Origin of the sequence: Pseudonocardia halophobica, from assembly GCF_027922425.1 — a bacterium.
GTDB classification, from domain to species: Bacteria; Actinomycetota; Actinomycetes; order Mycobacteriales; family Pseudonocardiaceae; genus Pseudonocardia; species Pseudonocardia halophobica.
On sequence record NZ_BSFQ01000004.1, the window covers coordinates 184,339 to 203,308 of the forward strand.

At 74.2% G+C, this 18,970-nt stretch carries 21 protein-coding genes; 6 read left to right on the top strand and 15 right to left on the bottom strand.

From position 1 onward, the window contains the following. Positions 1-20: 20 nt before the first annotated feature. From PKE99_RS07085 to PKE99_RS07120, 9 genes are all read right to left on the bottom strand, one after another. Complete coding sequence (locus PKE99_RS07085; protein ID WP_037040665.1) at positions 21-869, bottom strand: LLM class flavin-dependent oxidoreductase; 849 nt, start codon at positions 867-869, stop codon at positions 21-23. Next, complete coding sequence (locus tag PKE99_RS07090; RefSeq protein ID WP_037040668.1) at positions 869-1,852, bottom strand: ABC transporter substrate-binding protein; 984 nt, start codon at positions 1,850-1,852, stop codon at positions 869-871. The genes PKE99_RS07085 and PKE99_RS07090 overlap by 1 nt, the downstream gene beginning before the upstream one ends. Then, on the bottom strand, positions 1,849-2,328 hold the full coding sequence (locus tag PKE99_RS07095) for a cupin domain-containing protein (RefSeq protein ID WP_037040670.1): 480 nt from the start codon (positions 2,326-2,328) through the stop codon (positions 1,849-1,851). Before PKE99_RS07095 ends, PKE99_RS07090 begins: the two co-directional genes overlap by 4 nt. Continuing rightward, positions 2,321-3,391: an Rrf2 family transcriptional regulator gene (locus PKE99_RS07100; RefSeq protein ID WP_051736746.1), complete on the bottom strand. Its 1,071-nt coding sequence runs from the start codon at positions 3,389-3,391 to the stop codon at positions 2,321-2,323. The genes PKE99_RS07095 and PKE99_RS07100 overlap by 8 nt, the downstream gene beginning before the upstream one ends. Then, on the bottom strand, positions 3,388-4,494 hold the full coding sequence (locus PKE99_RS07105) for an LLM class flavin-dependent oxidoreductase (protein ID WP_037040672.1): 1,107 nt from the start codon (positions 4,492-4,494) through the stop codon (positions 3,388-3,390). Before PKE99_RS07105 ends, PKE99_RS07100 begins: the two co-directional genes overlap by 4 nt. A gap of 27 nt (positions 4,495-4,521) precedes the next feature. After that, positions 4,522-5,229 carry an ABC transporter ATP-binding protein gene (locus PKE99_RS07110; protein ID WP_197040444.1) on the bottom strand — a complete coding sequence of 236 codons (708 nt, stop codon included), beginning with the start codon at positions 5,227-5,229 and terminating at the stop codon, positions 4,522-4,524. After that, positions 5,226-6,092 (bottom strand): ABC transporter permease, encoded by an 867-nt coding sequence (locus PKE99_RS07115; RefSeq protein WP_081923740.1) that lies wholly within the window; start codon positions 6,090-6,092, stop codon positions 5,226-5,228. The genes PKE99_RS07110 and PKE99_RS07115 overlap by 4 nt, the downstream gene beginning before the upstream one ends. A gap of 109 nt (positions 6,093-6,201) precedes the next feature. Continuing rightward, positions 6,202-6,279, bottom strand: a complete 78-nt coding sequence (locus PKE99_RS38965; RefSeq protein ID WP_358207017.1) for a putative leader peptide — start codon at positions 6,277-6,279, stop codon at positions 6,202-6,204. Between the two features lie 218 nt (positions 6,280-6,497). Then, entirely contained in the window at positions 6,498-6,677 is a 180-nt protein-coding gene (locus PKE99_RS07120) for a hypothetical protein (protein ID WP_037040676.1), read from the bottom strand. A gap of 279 nt (positions 6,678-6,956) precedes the next feature. On the opposite strand from PKE99_RS07120, the gene PKE99_RS07125 reads away from it, so the two are divergent. From PKE99_RS07125 to PKE99_RS07150, 6 genes are all read left to right on the top strand, one after another. Then, positions 6,957-8,075, top strand: a complete 1,119-nt coding sequence (locus tag PKE99_RS07125) for a fatty acid desaturase family protein (RefSeq protein ID WP_037041508.1) — start codon at positions 6,957-6,959, stop codon at positions 8,073-8,075. A gap of 20 nt (positions 8,076-8,095) precedes the next feature. Further along, entirely contained in the window at positions 8,096-8,410 is a 315-nt protein-coding gene (locus PKE99_RS07130) for a MocE family 2Fe-2S type ferredoxin (protein ID WP_037040677.1), read from the top strand. Beyond that, positions 8,407-9,642 (top strand): NAD(P)/FAD-dependent oxidoreductase, encoded by a 1,236-nt coding sequence (locus PKE99_RS07135; protein WP_156067104.1) that lies wholly within the window; start codon positions 8,407-8,409, stop codon positions 9,640-9,642. Before PKE99_RS07130 ends, PKE99_RS07135 begins: the two co-directional genes overlap by 4 nt. Positions 9,643-9,649: 7 nt before the next feature. Then, entirely contained in the window at positions 9,650-10,735 is a 1,086-nt protein-coding gene (locus PKE99_RS07140) for a LacI family DNA-binding transcriptional regulator (RefSeq protein WP_197040445.1), read from the top strand. A gap of 60 nt (positions 10,736-10,795) precedes the next feature. Continuing rightward, positions 10,796-11,560 carry a crotonase/enoyl-CoA hydratase family protein gene (locus PKE99_RS07145; RefSeq protein ID WP_037040678.1) on the top strand — a complete coding sequence of 255 codons (765 nt, stop codon included), beginning with the start codon at positions 10,796-10,798 and terminating at the stop codon, positions 11,558-11,560. A 178-nt stretch (positions 11,561-11,738) separates the two neighbouring features. Next, the gene (locus PKE99_RS07150) at positions 11,739-14,249 is read left to right on the top strand and encodes an ATP-dependent Clp protease ATP-binding subunit (RefSeq protein WP_425566416.1); all 2,511 of its coding nucleotides are present in this window, start codon (positions 11,739-11,741) and stop codon (positions 14,247-14,249) included. 28 nt (positions 14,250-14,277) lie between these two features. Here the strand turns inward: PKE99_RS07150 and PKE99_RS07155 are convergent, their stop codons facing one another. The 6 genes from PKE99_RS07155 to PKE99_RS07180 all read right to left on the bottom strand — a co-directional run bounded on the left by PKE99_RS07155 (position 14,278) and on the right by PKE99_RS07180 (position 18,918). Continuing rightward, positions 14,278-15,471: an MFS transporter gene (locus PKE99_RS07155; RefSeq protein ID WP_037040680.1), complete on the bottom strand. Its 1,194-nt coding sequence runs from the start codon at positions 15,469-15,471 to the stop codon at positions 14,278-14,280. Next, entirely contained in the window at positions 15,468-15,827 is a 360-nt protein-coding gene (locus tag PKE99_RS07160) for a hypothetical protein (protein WP_231498033.1), read from the bottom strand. Before PKE99_RS07160 ends, PKE99_RS07155 begins: the two co-directional genes overlap by 4 nt. Positions 15,828-15,850: 23 nt before the next feature. Further along, on the bottom strand, positions 15,851-16,192 hold the full coding sequence (locus PKE99_RS07165) for a nitrile hydratase accessory protein (RefSeq protein WP_037040681.1): 342 nt from the start codon (positions 16,190-16,192) through the stop codon (positions 15,851-15,853). Continuing rightward, positions 16,189-16,773, bottom strand: a complete 585-nt coding sequence (gene nthA, locus PKE99_RS07170; RefSeq protein WP_037040682.1) for a nitrile hydratase subunit alpha — start codon at positions 16,771-16,773, stop codon at positions 16,189-16,191. The genes PKE99_RS07165 and nthA overlap by 4 nt, the downstream gene beginning before the upstream one ends. Then, positions 16,770-17,420 (bottom strand): SH3-like domain-containing protein, encoded by a 651-nt coding sequence (locus tag PKE99_RS07175; RefSeq protein ID WP_037041518.1) that lies wholly within the window; start codon positions 17,418-17,420, stop codon positions 16,770-16,772. The genes nthA and PKE99_RS07175 overlap by 4 nt, the downstream gene beginning before the upstream one ends. Before the next feature lie 121 nt (positions 17,421-17,541). After that, on the bottom strand, positions 17,542-18,918 hold the full coding sequence (locus tag PKE99_RS07180; protein ID WP_037040684.1) for an MFS transporter: 1,377 nt from the start codon (positions 18,916-18,918) through the stop codon (positions 17,542-17,544). Between the last annotated feature and the right edge of the window lie 52 nt (positions 18,919-18,970).

Genomic DNA, 18,970 nt, shown 5'->3' on the forward strand with positions numbered 1-18,970 from the left:
GCCATAGCAGCTATCGCCACTCACAGGGTGGCGACGGCGGGGCGCTTCAGCCCGAGGTGGTCGCGCAGGGTCGTGCCGGTGTACTCGCGGCGGAACAGGCCGCGGGCCTGCAGTTCCGGGACCACGAGGCGGGTGAAGTCGTCCACCGAGCCGGGGGCGAAGGCGGGCATGATCACGAACCCGTCCGCGCCGCCCGCCGAGTACCAGCGCTCCATCTCGTCCGCGACGGTCTTCGGGGAACCGACCAGCATCGGGAAGGACAGGCTCGCCGCGTACTCCACGGCCAGCTCGCCCAGGGTGATCCCGCGCTCGATGGCGTGCCCGATGACGTAGTCGAAGCGGCCCTTCGAGCCACGGAGCTCGGAGCGGACGTCGGGTACCGGAGCGTCGACCGGGTGTTTCGCCAGGTCGTAGTTCATCGAGGCCGACATGAACGTCAGCCCGGCGACCGGGTGCACCAGCGAGCGCAGTTCCTCCTCCAGCGCACGGGCCTCGGAGTCGGTGTCGGCGACGATCGGCATGATCCCCGGCAGGAACATCCGGGCCACGTGGAACGGCTCGGAGTAGGTCGTCGACGCCGTCGCGGCCAGCCCGATGCGGGAGGTCGCCCCGGCGAGGGCGGTGAGCAGCACGACCGGGTCCCGGTGCACGTTCACCCGGGTGCGGAGGACCTCGTCCGGGGTCCCGCCGTAGACGTCGTCCACGGCGAGCTTGTCCGCGAGGAACGCCAGGTCGAAGCAGGCCTCCTCCGCGCTCCGCGCCAGCCGCCGGAACAGTTCGACGTTGGCGCCGGTGTCCATTCCCGAGCGGGGGTGCCGCCAGCCTCCGGCGTGCACCCCCGACTCGGACAGGTAGAGCGCGAGGTGCATCAGGAGGTCGCGCCCACCGCGGACAGGTCCTGGACGGCCTCGGACACCTCGACCTTCTTGCGCAGCACGCCGAACGCCTCGTAGTTGTCCGCGACCGTCTGGATCTCGCCGACCAGCGCCTGGTCGAGCGGGACCAGGGAGCGGTTGGCGCGCTGCGACATCAGGTCCGCGACGGCGGCGGGCCGCTGGGTCAGCTTCGTGTAGATCGCGGCGTTCTCGGCCGGGTGGTCGGCGGCCCACTGCACGGCCTGGCCGTAGCGGGAGATGAAGTCCTGCATGGCCTGCTTCTTGCCGGCGTCCTCGATCGCGTCGGTGTTGGCGTCGAGGAAGGTCAGGCCGGGGGCGAGCCCGTCCGGCCCGCGCAGCACGCGCGCGCCCTGCTCCTGCTCGGCGACCGCGGTGTACGGGTCCCAGGTCGACCAGGCGTCGATCGCGCCCGACGACATCGCCGCGGCGGCGTCGACCGGCTGCAGGAACGAGATGGTGACGTCGGAGTCCGTCAGCCCGGCCTCCTTCAGCGCCTGCAGCAGCAGGTAGTGGCCGACCGAGCCCTGCGTGGTCGGGGACACCGTCTTGCCCTTGAGGTCCGCCACGCTCTGGATCGGCGAGTCCTTCGGCACGATGACGGACAGGCCGTACTGCTGCGGGACCCTGGTCGCCGCGACGATCTTGATGTCGTCCGTGGACGAGAGCGCGGTCAGGGTCGGTGCGTCGCCGGCCACGCCGATGTCGACGGCCTTGCCGCGCAGCGCCTCCAGGACCGGGGCGGCCGCGGGGAACTGGGCCCACTCGACCTTGTAGGGCGCGCCCTGCAGCGCGCCGGAGGCCTCGACCAGCGCCTGCTGGATCCCGGCCTGGTCACCGACCTTGAGGGTGACGGTGGACAGGTCCACCGGCCCGTCGCCCGCGGCGGAGCCGCCGGAGCCACAGGCCGCCAGCGCCAGGGTGGCGGTGGCCAGTACAGCGGTGAGCAGACGCTTCACGAAGGGTTCTCTTTCAGGGGGTAGAGGGCGGGGAGGTTCACGACGATCCCCTCCTGGGTGCTGCGGGAGATGACGACCACGGCCGGGTTCTCCGGGTCCGGGTTCTCCTCGCGGTGGGGGACGAACGGCGGCACGAAGATGTAGTCGCCGGGCTCGGTCTGCAGGGCGACCTCGCCGGTGCCGTCGTGGAAGACGAACCGCGGGTTCCCGCTGACGATGTAGATCGACGTCTCGGCCTCGCCGTGGTGGTGGTCGCCGGAGTTGGTGGCCGGCGCGACGTGCGTCTCGCCGGTCCAGAGCTTCTCCGAGCCCACGGTCTTGCCGCTGACCGCCTCGCGGCGGGTCATGCCCGAGGTCTGCATCGTGTCGCCGGTCAGGTCGGCGTTCTTGATCAGGTGCACCCGGGCGCGGTCGGGCAGCTGGGCCTGGGCCGCGGTGAAGTCGGGGTGGAACGCGGTGTTGTCGAGCTCAGCCATGGTTGCTCCCGGTGGTCAGTTCGAGGACGGAACGCTCCTCGAGATACTCGCGCACGGTGCGCTCGAGGTCGCCCCACGGTGCGCCGGCCGGAACGGTGGCGATGGCGCCCTCGGTGGCCCGGACCACGTCCGCGAGGGTGACCTCCGCGGCGTCCCGCGCCAGCTGGTAGCCGCCCTCGCACCCACGCCGGCTGGTCACCAGGCCCGCCCTGCGGAGCTGGATCATGATGTTCACCAGCGAGTTCAGCGGGATCTCGCGGGTGCGCGCGATGTGCTCGCAGCGGACCGGGCCGGCGTCGTCCACGATCAGCTCGGCGATGGCGCGCAGGGCGTAGTCCAGCCGCGCCGAGACGTGCAGCGGCGCGGCCCTGCGGGACCGGGTCACCTCGGGCCCGGCGGTCTCGACGAACCCGGCACCCTTCGCGACCCCCTCCAGGAAGGTGATCACGCGGGCGGCGACGATCCGGTGGAACTGGTCGTTGAGCACGTCGTGCACCCCGTCCCGAACGACCGCGACGTCCGGCGTCAGCGCGCGCACGGCCTCGACCGGGGCGACCGGGTCGGCCTCGCCGTGCAGCACCAGGGTCGGCAGGTCCGGCAGCGTCTCCGGGTGCTCCGGGAGATCACCGGTCAGCTCGCCCCAGTGGAAGTCCGGGTCGGCGTCGAGGACCTGCCGGTGGACCGGGCAGGCGGTGCGGGCGGCGATCTCGGCCTCCTGGTCCGCGGGGACGTCCCCGTCGCCCAGCGGGAGGGCCGCGAGGACGAGGGCGTCCGGCGCGTGCCCGGTGTCCGATCCCCGGGCCGCGATGCTCCAGGCGCGCAGGGCGCCGGAGTCGGAGCCGAGCAGGACCCGGGCCCCCTCGCCCTCGGCGAGCGCGGCGGTGACCTCGGCGTCCGTCGCGTCCGCGTGCGGGACGACGACGGTGTACCCGTCGAAGGCCAGGCGCTTGCCGAGGCGCGCGTAGACGCCGGGGTTCTCGCCGCGGCCGACGAGGACCACGACGGTCCCGCGGGCCGCGGCGGCGGGGGTGAAGACGGTGGGGGCAGGAGCGGCGGTGGTCACGCGGGCACCTTCTGCGAACGGCGGGCCACCTCGGCCCGGACCAGGGGGAGCAGGTCGCGGCCGTAGGCGGCCGCGTCGGAGACGGGGTCGTAGCCGCGGATCAGCAGCGTGGTCACGCCGATGTCGACGTAGTCGAGCAGCGCCTGCGCCACGGTCTCGGGGGTGCCGACGAGCGCGGTCGAGTTGCCCGCCGCGCCGGACGCCGCCGCGGTGGCGGTCCACAGGCAGCGGTCGTGGAGCTCGCCCTTCTCGGCGGCGGCGAGCAGCCGCTGCGAGCCCACGTTCGTCGGGCCACCGCGTTCCCGCATCCGGGTGCCGGTGAACGAGCCGTGCCCGCCCTTCGCGGCCACGATCTGGTCGCGGATGGCGTGGGCGCGCTCCCAGGCCTGCTCCTCGGTGGCGCCGAGGATCGGGCGGAAGGAGACGCTGATCCGGGGGAGCTCGGTGCGGCCGGCCGCGCGGGCGGCGGCGTGCACTCGTCCGATCTGCTCGGCGGTCTCGGCGAGTGGCTCGCCCCAGAGCGCGAAGACGTCCGCGTGCTTGCCGCCGACCCGGTAGGCGGCCTCCGACGAGCCGCCGAAGAAGATCGGGATCCGGCTGCTCAGCGGGCGGATCTCCTGCTGCACACCGGCCACCCGGTAGTGCTCGTCGGAGAAGTCGAACGCCTCGGGCTCGTACCAGGCGCGACGCACCACGTCGAGGTAGGAGTCCGTGCGGGCGTAGCGCTGCTCCTTGTCGAGCCAGTCGCCGTCCCGGCGCTGGTCGACGTCGCTGTCGCCGGAGATCACGTGCATCGCGACCCGGCCGCCGCCGGAGAAGTGGTCCAGCGTGGCGTACTGCCGGGCGGCGAGCGTGGGAGCGGTGAAGCCCGGGCGGTGCGCGACCAGGAAGCCCAGCCGCTCGGAGTGCGCGGCGCCGTACGCGGCGACCTGCAGCCCGTCCGGGGTGGACGACGAGTGGCCGACCAGCACCTTGTCGAAGCCGCCCTCCTCGTGGGCGGACACGAAGCGGCGCACCGTGTCCCGGTCCACGACCGGACCGGCGGCGGGGTGGATCTCCGAGACCTCCTGGGTCCCGATCATGCCGATGAACTCGACCGTCATGGTCGTCCTCCTGAAGTACGGATCGAGTCAGTGCACGCCGAGGCGCGCGAGCAGTTCGCCGCGCAGGCGCTGGAACTCGGGATCGGTGACGTCGCGGGGCCGGTCGATCTCGACGGGGGCGTCGTAGCCGATCTTCCCGTCCTGCATGACCAGCACGCGGTCGGCCAGCGCGAGGGCCTCCTCGACGTCGTGCGTGACGAGCAGGACCGCGCAGCCGTGCCGCTGCCACACCTCGTCCACCAGCCCGCGGGCGGTGATCCGGGTGAGCGCGTCGAGCGCGGAGAAGGGCTCGTCGAGCAGCAGCAGGTCCGGCTCGCGGACCAGGGCGCGGGCCAGCGCGGCGCGCTGCGCCTCGCCGCCGGAGAGGACCTTCGGCCACACGTCGACCCGGTGGGCGAGGCCCACCTCGGTCAGCGCGGCGACGGCGCGCTCCTTGTCGGGCTTGCCGGGCAGGCCGAGGACGACGTTGCGCCACACCTTCTTCCACGGCATCAGCCGCGGGGCCTGGAAGCCGACGGCCCGCTTGCGGGGCACCGTGACCTCGCCGGAGACGTCCCGGTCCAGGTCCGCGAGGATCCGCAGCAGGGTGGACTTGCCGCAGCCCGAGGCGCCGAGCAGCGCCACGAACTGCCCGGGCGCGATGTCCAGGTCGAGGTTCTCGATCACCGCGCGCTCCCCGAACCGCCGGGTCAGCCCGCGGACCGAGACCGCGGTGTTCCCCGCTCGTGTCGTCACCGTCCGCTGAACGCCGGTCGCCACGACAGCAGCCCCCTCTCGAGACCACGCACGATCATGTCCGCGACCAGGCCGAGGATCGCGTAGAGCACGAGGCAGACGATGATCACGTCCGTCGCGAAGAACTCGCGGGCCTTGTTCATCTCGTAGCCGATGCCGGACGTCGCGTTGATCGTCTCGCCGAAGACCAGCGCCAGCCAGGCGGTGCCCAGCGCGTAGCGCAGGCCGATCAGGAACTGCGGCATCGCCGACGGCAGGATCACGTGCCGGACCTGGCCGAACCAGCCGAGGCCGAGCGTCCGGGCGGCCTCGATCAGCGAGGAGTCGACGTTGCGGATGCCGCCGTACAGGTTCATGTACAGCGGGAAGGTCACCGCGAGCCCGACCAGGATGATCTTGGGCTCCTCGTTGATCCCGAACCAGATGATGAGCAGCGGGATGAGTCCGATCACCGGCACCGTGCGGAGCATCTGCATGGGCGCGTCGATGATGTCCTCGCCCCGGCGGAACAGCCCGGCGAGCGTGGCCAGCACGACGGCGGCGACGAGGCCGACACCGAGGCCGGCGAGCACCCGGACCACCGAGGTGATCACGGCGCTCTGCAGCGAGCCGTCCTCCCACATGCCCGCGGCGGTCTGCACGACGGTCAGCGGCGAGGCGAGGGTGTCGTCCTCGAGGATCCCGACGCTCGACAGCACCTGCCAGAGCACCACGAGGACGAGGGGCGAGACGGTCTTGAGGACCCAGCGCGGGACGCGGCCGGGCCTGCGGTCGGCCTCGGAGACGAGGGTGACGGTGTCCACCGGGGTCCGCTCGGCGGACGGCGGCGGTTGCACGCGCGTCCGTTCCGGGGTCGTGGTCATGGGTGTCCCTACGGGGGCGAACGGGCACCCGGGAGCCAGAACACGCCGGGCGCCCTGGATGGATCGCCGCCCGGCGGTGTCGGTGGGGCGGCGCGGTCCGACGAGGGCGTCAGCGCGGACAGAGGGCCGACGCCACCCGCTGGAGGTCGATGTGACCCCGCGTGGTGAGGAACGTCGTGCCGGTCATGACTTCGACGGTAACCCGGTCGGGGCCGATACCCAACCTGAGAGGTTGGGATTGCGAAGCCGGTCACAACAGACGTTCTGCCTGGTGGGACGGCGTCCGATCGGTCCGGACATTACGCGGCCGCGCGGCCTCCCCGAGGGCCGGGCCCAGGAGCGCTCCGCGGTGCAGGGGCTGCGGGTGACCGCGCGGAGTGGTCCCGCACGGTCACCCGGACGGGGTCAGACCTCCGGGACGGCGTCGAGGGTGGCGTCGGCGTCCAGGTCCAGTTCCCGCCGCAGGATCTGGGCGGGGACGGAGACGCTGGTGCGCGGGCGCCGCATCGGCGTGCGCAGGGCGATCGTGAGCTCGTGTGCGAGGTCGTAGCCGTAGTCGCTGTGCGGATCCTGATCGCCCGACATCGTCGTCTCCTTGCTGCCGCCGGGATCGTGCTGACGCTCCGTCACGGGCCGTGCCCGTTGGGTGCACGAGAATCATCGCCCGGTCGGTCATCCCACGGCAAGGAAAGTCCACCGACCGGAGTCGACTCTCCACGGTCGGGGGACGGGCGGTGGCGTGTCCGGGATCTGCAGTGTTGTGAGGACAAAGTCTTGACAGCTCGGCGCGGGATACCGACCATTGGTCGCTGTTGGAGCGCTCCAACCCGCGCTCCGCCGGCTGACGACGAGGTGGTCGACGACATGGGCAGGGAACGGCTCGAGCGCTACGACCTGGCCGGCCCGGAGAACCGGGCCGCGGTGGAGGCCGGGCTCGCCGGCGCCACGTGGTTCCGCAGCGCCGTCCCGCGCAAGCGGATGAAGGAGCTGATGCGCCGCACGGACGGCCCGGCCATCCGTGACACCGCGATCTGGATCGGGCTCATGGTCGTGTGCGCCGGAGCCGGCATCGCGCTCTGGGGCACCTGGTGGGCGGTGCCGTTCTTCCTGGTCTACGGCGTGCTCTACGGCTCGGCCTCGGACTCCCGCTGGCACGAGGCCGGGCACGGGACGGCCTTCAAGACCCGCTGGCTCGACGAGGCGGTCTACCAGCTCGCGTCGTTCATGATGATGCGCGACCCCACCACCTGGCGGTGGAGCCACACCCGCCACCACACCGACACCCTGATCGTGGGGCGCGACCCCGAGATCCAGGCGATGCGGCCCGCACGGCTCGCGAAGCTGCTGGCCAACTTCGTCGGGCTCGTCGACGTCCCGCTGGCCTTCCGGACGATGGCGATCCACGCCGCCGGGCGGCTCACGGCGGAGGAGGCGGACTACGTCCCCGAGTCCGAGCGCCCGAAGGTGTACCGCACGGCGCGGATCTCGCTGGCCGTCTACGCCGTGACGATCGCCGCCGCGATCGGCTTCGGCACCTGGCTGCCCGTCGTCCTGATCGGCGGCCCGCGGATCTACGGCACCTTCATGCACATCGTCTACGGGCTGACCCAGCACGCCGGCATGGGCGAGAACGTGCTGGACCACCGGCTCAACACCCGCACCGTGCGGATGTGCCGGGTCAACCGCTTCCTCTACTGGAACATGAACTTCCACGTGGAGCACCACATGTTCCCGATGGTCCCGTACCACCGGCTGCCGGAGCTGCACGAGGAGATCAAGCACGACTGCGCGCCCGTCTACCCGTCGCTGTGGGCCGCGTACAAGGAGATCGTCCCCGCGGTCCTGCGGCAGATGAAGGACCAGGACCACCACGTGAAGCGCGAGCTCCTGCCCGGTGCGACGCCCTTCCACATCCCGAACGAGCTGACCGACGGCCGGGCGCGCCCGCTCGCCGCCGCCGCGTCCGACCCGACCGCCGCCTGACCCACCCCAGGAGACCCCGCATGACCCAGTGGATCGCCGCCTGCGAGACCGACGACGTCGACCCCGAGGACGTCATCCCGTTCGAGCACGCCGGCAACGCCTACGCCGTCTACCGCTCGCCCGACGACGCCTTCTTCGCCACCGACGGCTACTGCACCCACGAGCGCGAGCTGCTGTGCGACGGGCTCGTGCTCGGCGGCACGATCGAGTGCCCCAAGCACAACGGCCGCTTCGACTACACCAGCGGCAAGGCCCTCGGCGCCCCGGTGCTGGTCGACGTGCGCACCTACGCGACGAAGGTCGAGGACGGCACCGTCTACATCGAGGTCCCGTGACCGGGCCGGGCGGTGTGGTGGTCGTCGGCGCCGGCGAGTGCGGCACCGGGGCGGCACTGGCCCTGCGTGAGGAGGGGTACGCGGAGCCGGTCACACTCGTCGGCGGCGAGCCCGGGCACCCGTACGAGCGCCCGCCGCTGTCGAAGGCGGTGCTGTCCGGCGCCGCGGGCCTCACCCCGCTGTGCACGCCGGAGCGGCTCGCCGACGCCGGCGTCACCCACCTCGCCGGGGTCGCGGCGACGGCCCTCGACGTCCGCGCGCACGAGCTCACCCTCGCCGACGGCCGGGTGCTCGGCTACGAGCGCCTGCTCCTCGCGACCGGCGCCCGGGCCCGCCCGCTGCCCGGCGCGCACGTGCTGCGCAGCCACGCCGACGCCGTCGCGCTGCGGGAGCGGCTCGTGCCGGGGACCCGCGTCGGGATCGTCGGTGGCGGGTTCATCGGCCTCGAGGTGGCGGCGACGGCGGCGGGTCTCGGCTGTGCCGTGACCGTCGTCGAGGCGGCGCCGCGGCTGATGGGGCGGGCGGTGCCCGAACGCCTCGCCGCCCGGGCCGCCGCGCGGCACACCGAGGCCGGGGTCGACGTCCGGTGCGGGACCGCGGTCGCGCGCCTCGAGCCGGGCCGGATCGTCCTCGGTGACGGAGGTGCGGTCGAGGTCGACGTCGTCGTGGCCGGGATCGGCTCGGCACCGGAGACCGCGCTGGCCGAGGCCGCCGGGATCGCCGTCGAGAACGGGATCGTGGTCGACGGGAGCTTCGCCACCTCGGCGCCGGACGTGTTCGCGGCGGGGGACTGCTGCTCCTTCCCGCACCCGCTCTACGACGACCTCCGCCTGCGGCTCGAGTCGTGGCGCGCGGCGCAGGAGCAGGGCGCGCACGCCGCCCGGGCGCTGCTCGGGGCGGCCGAGCCCTATGCGGCGGTGCCGTGGTTCTGGAGCGACCAGTACGACCTCTCCCTGCAGGTCGCGGGTCTGCCCGCGGTCACGACCGAGGAGGTGGTCCGCGTCCGCCCGGACGGCGCCGAGCTGTGGTTCGGCCTCGACGCCGGCCGCCTGGTGGCCGTCGCCGGGATCGGGGTGGGCACCGCCGTCGCCAAGGACGTCCGCATCGGCGAGATGCTGATCGCCCGCCGGGCCACCCCGGACCCCGCGGCCCTGGCGGACCCGGGGGTGGCGCTCAAGCCGCTGCTCCGCGCGCCGTCCGCCCGTCGGGTGAGGTCCGGCGCGATAGCGTGACGACGGCGTGACGACGCCGCCGTCCCGGGAGGCACGTGTGGGGATCCGCGAGACCGGCCGGCCGACCCTGGAGACGGTCGCCGCCCGGGCGGGCGTGTCGAAGTCGCTGGTGTCGCTCGTGCTGCGGGACTCGCCGAAGGTGAGCCCGGCCCGCCGGGAGGCGGTGCTCGCCGCGATCGCCGAGCTCGGGTACCGGCCCAACGCCGCGGCCCGGCGGCTGGCCGAGCGCCGCTCGCACAGCGTCGGCGTGCTGCTCAACGACCTGCACCAGCCGTGGTTCGCCGACGTGCTCGACGGGGTCGGGCCGGTGCTGCACGCCGAGGGCAAGCACATGCTGCTCGGCGACGGCCGGCTCGACCGGATGATGGACGACACGCTGACCTGGTCGTTCCTCGAGCTCGGCGTCGACGGGCTGATCGTCGCCGGTTCCGGTCCGCCCTCGGCCGCGCTGGTCGACGTGGCCCGGCGGATCCCGACCGTGGCCGTCGGCGGACGGGACCTGGACCGCTACGGCGACCTGCCGACCGTCGACGTCGTGGCGTACGACGACCACGCCGGCGCGGCCCTCGCCGTCGGGCACCTCGCCGGCCTGGGGCACCGCCGGATCGCGCACCTCGCCGGGCCGCCCGGCAGCGCGGGGCGGGACCGGGCGGAGGGGTACGAGAAGGCGATGCGGGCCGCGGGGCTGGGCGCCGAGGTCCGGGTCACGGCGAGCGACGTGAGCGAGGAGAGCGCCCGCCGCGCCGCGCTCGAGCTGCTGCGCGGGCCGGACCGGCCCACCGCCGTCTTCGCCTACAACGACATGGTCGCCATGGGCGTGTCCTCGGCGGCCATCCGGCTGGGGCTGCGCGTGCCGGGGGACGTCTCGCTCGTCGGCTTCGACAACTCCGGGCTGGCCCGGCTCCCCGCCGTGTGGCTGACCAGCGTCGACGGCGCGGGCGAGCACATCGGCGCGCAGGCCGCACGGATGCTGCTGACGCGGATGGCCGACCCCGGGCGGGAGCGCGAGGTGCGGCTGGTCGCGCCGACGCTGGAGGTGCGCGGCTCGACCGGTCCGCCGGCGGGGGTGTCCGCGGGCCCGGGCGCGCTCTAGGGTGTTCTTGTAGAGCGTTCGTTCAGTTCGGGCGCAGGCGAGAGCGCAGTGGGAGGAAACGTGTCGGACGAGGTCCTCGTCGAGCGTCGCGGTGCGGTGCAGGTCATCACGATCAACCGGCCGGAGGCGAAGAACGCGCTGAACCTCGGGGTGGCGCAGGGGATCGCGGCCGCGGTCGACGAGCTCGACGCGTCGGACGAGCTGCGGGTCGGCGTGCTCACCGGCGCCGGCGGCGTGTTCTCCGCGGGCATGGACCTCAAGGCGTTCCTGCGCGGGGAGAGCCCCTCGATCGAGGGCCGCGGGCTGTGCGGGATCACCCAGGCCCCGCCGCGGAAGCCGCTGATCGGCGCCGTCGAGGGGTGGGCGCTGGCGGGCGGGTTCGAGCTGCTGCTGGCGTGCGACCTCGTGGTCGCCGCGAAGACCGCGCGGTTCGGGGTGCCCGAGGTGAAGCGCTCGCTGGTCGCCGCGGGTGGCGCCGCGCTCCACCTGCCGCGGCGGCTGCCGCCGGCCATCGCGCTGGAGCTGCTGCTCACCGGCGACCCGATCTCCGCGGAGCGGGCCGCCGAGGTGGGCCTGGTCAACCGGGTGACCGACGAGGGCGGGGCGCTCGACGGGGCGGTCGCGCTCGGCGAGACCATCGCGGCGAACGGCCCGCTCGCCGTGGCCGCGACCAAGCAGGTCGCGCAGCAGACCGTGGACTGGACGCTCGCCGACATGTGGGCGAAGCAGGAGCCGATCATCCGCCCGGTGTTCTCCTCGGAGGACGCGAAGGAGGGCGCCACGGCGTTCGCCGAGAAGCGCGCGCCGGTGTGGAAGGGCCGCTGATCCGGCGCTGATCCGGCCGCTGACCAGGGCGTGAACGAACGGGGCGTTCGCTCGTACCTGGTGAGCGAGAGCGCCGTTCGCGTCGCCCGGGCGGCGTGGCGCGGGCCACCGACACGGTTTCGCCGGGTGCCCGACGGGAACACCTCCCCGTCGGACACCCGTCGAGAGGAGACTCCCCGTGACCGGCTTCTTCGGGCCCGGATCAGGCTTCCCGCACATGGGTCCCGGCGATCCGCGGGGCCCCGTGCACCGGATCGACCTGACGCGCCTCATGAGCCAGGGCGCGAAGGAGATCATGGCCGCCGCGGCCCAGGAGGCGATCGACCGCGGCGACGCCGACCTCGATGCCACGCACCTGCTGCTCGCCAGCACCCGCTTCGAGCCGACCCGCAAGTGGCTCGCGCGGGCGGGCGCCGACCCCGACACCGTCGCCCGCGCGCTGGAGGAGGGGCTGCCCCGCGGCGAGCAGACCGGCCGCGCACCGGCGCTCACCCCGGCCGCGAAGCGCGCGCTGCTCGACGGTCACCAGATCTCCCGGTCCTTCGGGTCCACCTACATCGGGCCCGAGCACCTGCTGCTCGCGCTGGCCGCGAACGAGGAGTCCGCGGCCGGGCGGCTGCTGGCCGAGGCCCGGTTCGCGCCGAACCACCCCACACAGGCCCGGCCCGGCACGCCGGCACCCGACGCGCCCGCGAACTCGTCGACCCCGACGCTGGACCAGTACGGCCAGGACCTCACCCAGGCCGCCCGCAACGGCCGGCTCGACCCGGTCATCGGCCGGGCGGACGAGATCGAGCAGACCATCGAGGTCCTCTCGCGGCGCACGAAGAACAACCCCGTGCTGATCGGCGAGGCCGGCGTCGGCAAGACCGCCGTGGTCGAGGGCATCGCGCAGCGGATCGCCGACGGCGAGGTCCCCGACACCCTGCAGGGGCGGCGCGTCGTGCAGCTCGACCTCTCCGGCGTGGTCGCCGGCACGCGCTACCGCGGCGACTTCGAGGAGCGGATGCGCTCGGTCATCGAGGAGATCCGCGCCAACTCCCGCGAGCTGATCGTCTTCATCGACGAGCTGCACACCACGGTCGGGGCGGGGACCGGCGGCGGGGGCGACGGCGGCGGGTCCATGGACGCCGGCAACCTGCTCAAGCCCGCGCTCGCCCGCGGCGAGCTGCACGTCATCGGCGCCACGACGCTCGACGAGTACCGCCGCTACATCGAGTCCGACGCCGCGCTGGCCCGCCGGTTCCAGGCCGTGTACGTGCCGGAGCCGTCCGTCGAGGACACCTACGCCATCCTCTGCGGCCTGCGGGACCGGTACGAGGCCCACCACCAGGTCCGCTACACCGAGGAGGCACTGAAGGGCGCCGCCGAGCTCTCGGACCGCTACATCACCGACCGGTTCCTGCCGGACAAGGCGATCGACCTGGTCGACCAGGCCGGGGCCCGCGTGCGGCTGCGCACCCGGACGCCGAGCGTCGACCGTCGCGACCTGGAGCAGCGCCTGGAGCAGCTGACCCGGGACAAGGACCAGGCCGTGGCCGACGAGCAGTTCGAGCGCGCCGGCGAGCTGCGCGACGAGATCGCCGAGGTGCGCGGCCAGATCGCGGCCAGCCGGGGCAGCGGCCCGGGCGGGGTGCCCGAGGTCGGCGTCGAGGACATCGCCGAGGTCATCTCCCGCTCCACCGGGATCCCGGTCGCGCAGCTCACCGAGTCCGAGCGCACGCGGCTGCTGCGCCTGGAGGAGGAGCTGCACCAGCGCGTCGTCGGGCAGGACGAGGCCGTGCAGGCGGTCGCCGAGGCGATCCGTCGCTCGCGCACCGGGCTGGGCGACCCCGACCGGCCCGTCGGCAGCTTCCTGTTCCTCGGCCCGACCGGCGTCGGCAAGACCGAGCTGGCCAAGGCGCTCGCCGTCGCGCTGTTCGGCGAGGAGGACCGGATGGTCCGCCTCGACATGAGCGAGTACGGCGAGCGGCACACCGTCGCGCGGATGGTCGGCGCGCCCCCCGGGTACGTCGGCTACGGCGAGTCGGGCGAGCTCACCGAGGCCGTCCGCCGCCGCCCGTACTCGGTGCTGCTGCTCGACGAGATCGAGAAGGCCCACCCGGACGTCTTCAACACGCTGCTGCAGGTCCTCGACGACGGCCGGCTCACGGACGGCCAGGGCCGCACGGTCGACTTCCGCAACACGGTGATCATCATGACCTCGAACGTCGGGTCGGAGCTGATCACCAGCCGCGGGGCGACGCTGGGCTTCGGCTCCACGGCCGAGCGGACCTCGGACGCGCCGGAGGACGCGGTGCTGCGGGAGCGGCTGATGCCGCGGCTGCGCGAGGTCTTCCGGCCGGAGTTCCTCAACCGGATCGACGAGACCATCGTCTTCCGCCGGCTCGAGCCCGAGCAGCTCGAGGAGATCACCGGGCACCTGCTGCACGAGGTGGAGGAGCGGCTGTCGGAGCGGCACATCGCACTCGACGTCGACGCCGAGGCCGTCCGCTGGCTCTCCGAGCACGGCTACCAGCCGGAGTTCGGCGCCCGGCCGCTGCGCCGCACCATCCGCCGTGAGCTGGAGAACCGGCTCGCCGGGCTGCTGCTCGCCGAGGAGATCGACGAGGGCGCGCGGGTGCGCGTCGGGGTCAAGGACGACCGCCTCGACCTCGCGGTCGCCAAGGAACCGCAGCCGACGGGGTGAAGCCGGTGAACGGCGCTCTCGCTCACACCTACTGGACGAAGGTGCCGTTCGCTCCGGGTCGGCGGGCGTAGCGGGCGATCAGCAGCGGTGCGGCCACGGCCAGTACCGCCGACGCCACCAGGGTGACGCGGAAGATCGCGGGGAAGGCGCCCGCGTCGGCCGCCGGGCCGGCCACGGCGGTGCCGGCCGCGCTGCCGAGGAACAGGGTCGCGGCGAACAGCGCGATCGTGGTCGCGCGCTCCTGCGGCACCACCGACGTCGCCCAGTTCTGCAGGGTCGAGTGGAGGAAGGCCCAGGCGCCACCGAGCAACAGGCCGCCCACGACCGCCGTCGGGAGGGTGACCGCGGCCGCCGGAACCCCCCATCCGGCGATCAGCAGGATGCCGCCGACGGTGGCGAGCGCCGTCGTCGACAAGCGGCCGACGAGCGGGCGCACCGAGCGCGAGAACAGCACGACGCCCACGCCGTAGCCCGCTGCCGCGACGCCGGAGACCGTCGGCGAGAAGCCGAGCGACTCGATCGCGGGCGCGACGTAGGTGAGCACGCCGATCACCAGGGCGCCCTCGCCGAACACCAGGACCAGCACGACGAGGGCCCAGCGCTCGCGCAGCACCGTGCGCAGCGCCTGCAGCGGGCCGGAGGGGACCTTGCGCGGCGGCTCGGGCAGCCGCCGCAGCACGACACCGAGCGTCAGCGCGACCGTCGCGGTGACCGCCAGCACCACGCGCCAGCCGGCCCAGTCCCCCAGGGCCCCGGCCCCGGCCGTCGCGACGGCGACGCCGAACGACGTCGCCGCGGCCAGGTCGACCAGCGCCCGCTGCCGGATCGACGTCGGCCAGGTGTCGCCGACGTAGACCAGCCCCGCCGGGTTGACCGCGCCGAAACAGCCGCCCGTGATCGTCCGCAGCAGGGCCAGCACCAGCACCGAGGGCGCGAACGCCGAGGCGACGCCGGCGATCCCGGCGATCACGAGCGCGATCCGCATGACCCGGACCAGGCCGATCCGGTCGCCGAGCATGCCCCACACCGGCTGCAGCAGGCCGTAGGCCAGGAAGTACGCCGACGCGACCGCCGCGGACTGGGCCAGCGACGCGCCCAGCTCGGTGCCGATCGCCAGCAGCAGCGGGGAGATGGCGAACCGGTCCAGGCTGCTGGTCGCGACCGCGGCCTGCAGCAGCCGCAGCGCGCCGCGGCCGCCGGGAGGTTCCGTGGTCGCGCTCATCCCAGCCAGGCGTACGCGGTCTGCCGCGAGATCCCGAGGGCCTTGGCCATGGGGCTGATCTCCAGGCCGCGCTCGCGACCCTCGAGCAGCAGCCGCCGCTGCTCGGCGCGCAGCTCCTCCATCCGCGCGGCGACGTCGCTCATCTCGGCGAGCAGGGCCTGCGCCTCGTCGCCCGCGCCCGCGCGGGAGCGGCCGGCGCCGGGGCGCGGGAAGGCGCGGACCTCGTCGGCGGACCAGCGGCGGGGGCCGTCCCCGGCGAGCGCGGCGGGCGCCTGGCCGCGGGAGACGTAGCTCGCCCAGGTCCCGGGCCGCACGCCCCACGCCTCCGCGCACTGCGCGGCCGTCCAGGTCTCCACCCCCGCGATCCTAGGTTCCGCGGTCAGTGCCCGTGGCCGTGGCCGTTCCCGGTGTCGTGGTCGTGCCCGGGCGCGCGGCCGGCGAGGGCGGCGGCCCGCGCGCCGACGTCGTCGGACAGGGCGAGGACGTCCTCGAGCGCGCCGAGCCAGTGCGTGTAGTAGCTCCACCCGCCCTCCGGCGCCGCCTCCCAGGCCGCGATCCGCGTGATCAACGCCTGCTGGAAGTCCGGCCAGGCGAAGGCGCCGGCCTCGTACAGCGCCACCGCCATCCCGAAGGCCCGCGACTCCCAGGGGGCGGTGAACAGCAGCTCGCCGTTCGCGCGCGGGGGAGCGGCGGGGCCGTCGACGGCCAGCGGGGCGGTCACGGTGCGGCGACCTTCGCCACGCCGACCATCGCGTCCCGGGTGACCAGGGCCGCGAGCTCCTCCTCGGTGAGGTCGTCGGTGCCGGCGGGGCGTTCGGGCAGGACCAGCCAGCGCACCTCGGCGCTGGAGTCGTGGACCTCGATCGCGACCTCCGGCGGCAGCTCCAGGCCCATCTCGGCCAGCACCGCCCGCGGCTCGCGCACCACCCGGGCACGGTAGGCCGGGTCCTTGTACCAGGAGGGCGGCAGCCCGAGGACCGGCCAGGGGTAGCAGGAGCACAGCGTGCAGACGACCACGTGGTGCAGCACGGGTGTGTTCTCGACGACCACGATGTGCTCGCCGTTCGCCCCGCCGCCCCAGGCGACCTCCTTGACCGCCGGGGTGGCGTCGGCCAGCAGGCGCGCCTTGTACTCCGGGTCGACCCACGCCCGCGCGACGACCCGGGCCCCGTTGAGGGGGCCGACGTCGGACTCGTACCTGGCCACGAACCCGTCGATCACGTCGGTCCGCACCAGGCCGCGCTCGGTGAGCAGCTGCTCCAGGGCTTCGGCGCGGAGGGCGGGGGAGGTCGGGTCGGTCACGCGCGCTCCAGGTAGGTCTCGAACAGCTCGAGGGTCACGACGACGTCGTCCCCGTCGCCCCACAGCTCGCGGGCGGAGAACCGGACGGTGTAGACGTGCTGCGGGTTCTCGCCCGCGAACACCGCGTGGGTGTCGGGCAGGACGTGCGCGGGCTGCACCCGCGCGACGGTCCCGACGCGGCCGCGGGCGTACCCGGGCAGCCGGGCGCCCTTCCGTGCGCGGACCCGGTCGCCGACCGCGTACTCCGGCGCGGCCTCGACCTCGCGCAACGAGCCCGGGGCGGTCGGCGAGTAGTCGGGCTTCGCGGGCTCGGCAGGGTCAGGCGGCTCCTCGACGGTCTCGCCGGCCAGCCGCCGGGCCCGCGCATCGACCGCGCCGGGCGCGAGGACCGCGGAGGCCACGAGCATGGCCTGGGCGGCGTGCAGCCAGCGGCCGAAGTAGCCGGAGTCGTGGTACTCGGCCGGGGTGAGCCGGTCCAGGGTGTCCCGGAAGGCCTCCAGGTTGCGGCCGGAGAGCCGGCCGATGGTGAACGCCGTCAGGGCGAAGGCGCGGCCCTCCCAGCGCTCGCCGAAGACCGGCTCGGCCGGGTCGGGCGCCGGGACGGGACCGTGACCGGGGGCACCGCCCAGGTCGGACACGCGGGCCATCGCGACCTCCACGATAGGTGACGAGCGATCACCTTAGTGGACGGCTGTGCTGACCGGGGTGGTCGGGCGGGGTGGTCGGGCGGGGTGGTCGGGCGGGGTGGTCGGGCGCGGGTGCCGGCGATCACCATCGCCCGCGGTGGTTGGGTAGCCGGGCGGCCGCGACCGCCGCTGCGGTCAGCAGGCCGGCCAGCACGACGAAGCAGATCGCGGCCGCGAGGCCGGGGTCGTCGGAGGCCGTGACGGCCGCCGTGGTCACCGAGACCGCCGCGATCCCGCCGATCTGGCGGAACATGATCCGCAGCCCGGAGACGGCGGTGACGTCGTCGCGCACCAGGTGCATCCCGGCGTTGTTCGCGGCCGGGCCCGCGAGCCCCATCCCGAGCCCGGTCACGGCCGCGGCGGCGGTCAGCCAGACCGCCGGCGAGACGCCCGCGGGCGGCAGCGCGCCCAGGACCAGGCCGGCCACGATCCCGCCCAGGCCGACCAGCAGCAGCGGCCGGTGCCCGACCCGGCGCAGCAGGGCGACCGACACCCCCGACGAGGCGATCGTGCCGATCGCGCGGGCGGTCAACAGGACGCCGGCGGCCAGCGGGAGCAGGGCGTAGCGGACCTGCGCGTAGAGCGGCAGGAGCGCGGAGAAGCCGATGATCGCCGCCCCGAACAGCACGTTCGTGGTGTTCATGATCCCGAGGCCGCCGCCGCTGAGCAGCCGCGCCGGCACGACGGCGTCGGCATGGCGACGCGCGTGCCGCAGGAAGAACCAGCCCGCGGCGAGGGCCACGACCCCGGCCACGACCACGCCGACGGGACCCGCGACGCCGTCGCCGATCGAGCCGACCCGGGTGATCGCGACCATCGTGGCGAGCAGCGCGAGGGTCAGCAGCACGATGCCGGCGACGTCGACGCGCTCGACACGGGTGCGCGGGGGGTCCCGGATCAGGAGCGCCCCGGCGACCACGAGCAGGGCGCCGATCGGCAGGTTGACCAGGAAGATGCCGCGCCACGACCAGACGGTGAGGATCACGCCGCCGACGAGCGGCCCGAGGATCGCGCCGATCGGAAAGACGCTGGTGAACAGCGCCAGCGCGCGGTCGCGGTCCCGGCCGAAGGCGTGGGCGACGATGCCGTTGGCCGCGGGCAGCATCAGCCCGCCCGCCAGGCCCTGCACGAACCGGCACGCGATCAGCTGGCCGATGTCCGTGGTCGCGGCGCAGGCGCACGAGACCGCCGTGAAGGTCGCCACCGCCCACAGGAACACCCGGCGCCGGCCGAACTGCTCGCCGAGCCGCCCGCCCAGCGGCAGGGCGAGGATCTGCCCGACGGCGTAGATGGTGACCGTCCAGCTCGTCCAGGCCAGGGTGGCGCCCAGGTCCCGTTCGAGCGTCGTCAGGGCCGTGGCCACCGAGGTCTGGTCCAGCGAGAACATCAGCAGGGCCACCCCGACCACCGCGAACACGGCGCGACGACGGGGGAGCGGCGCCAGATCCGGGTCGTCCACGACCGAAAGCTCCTCGGGTGCCCTGCCGCGGACGGTTTCGGACACGAGGGCG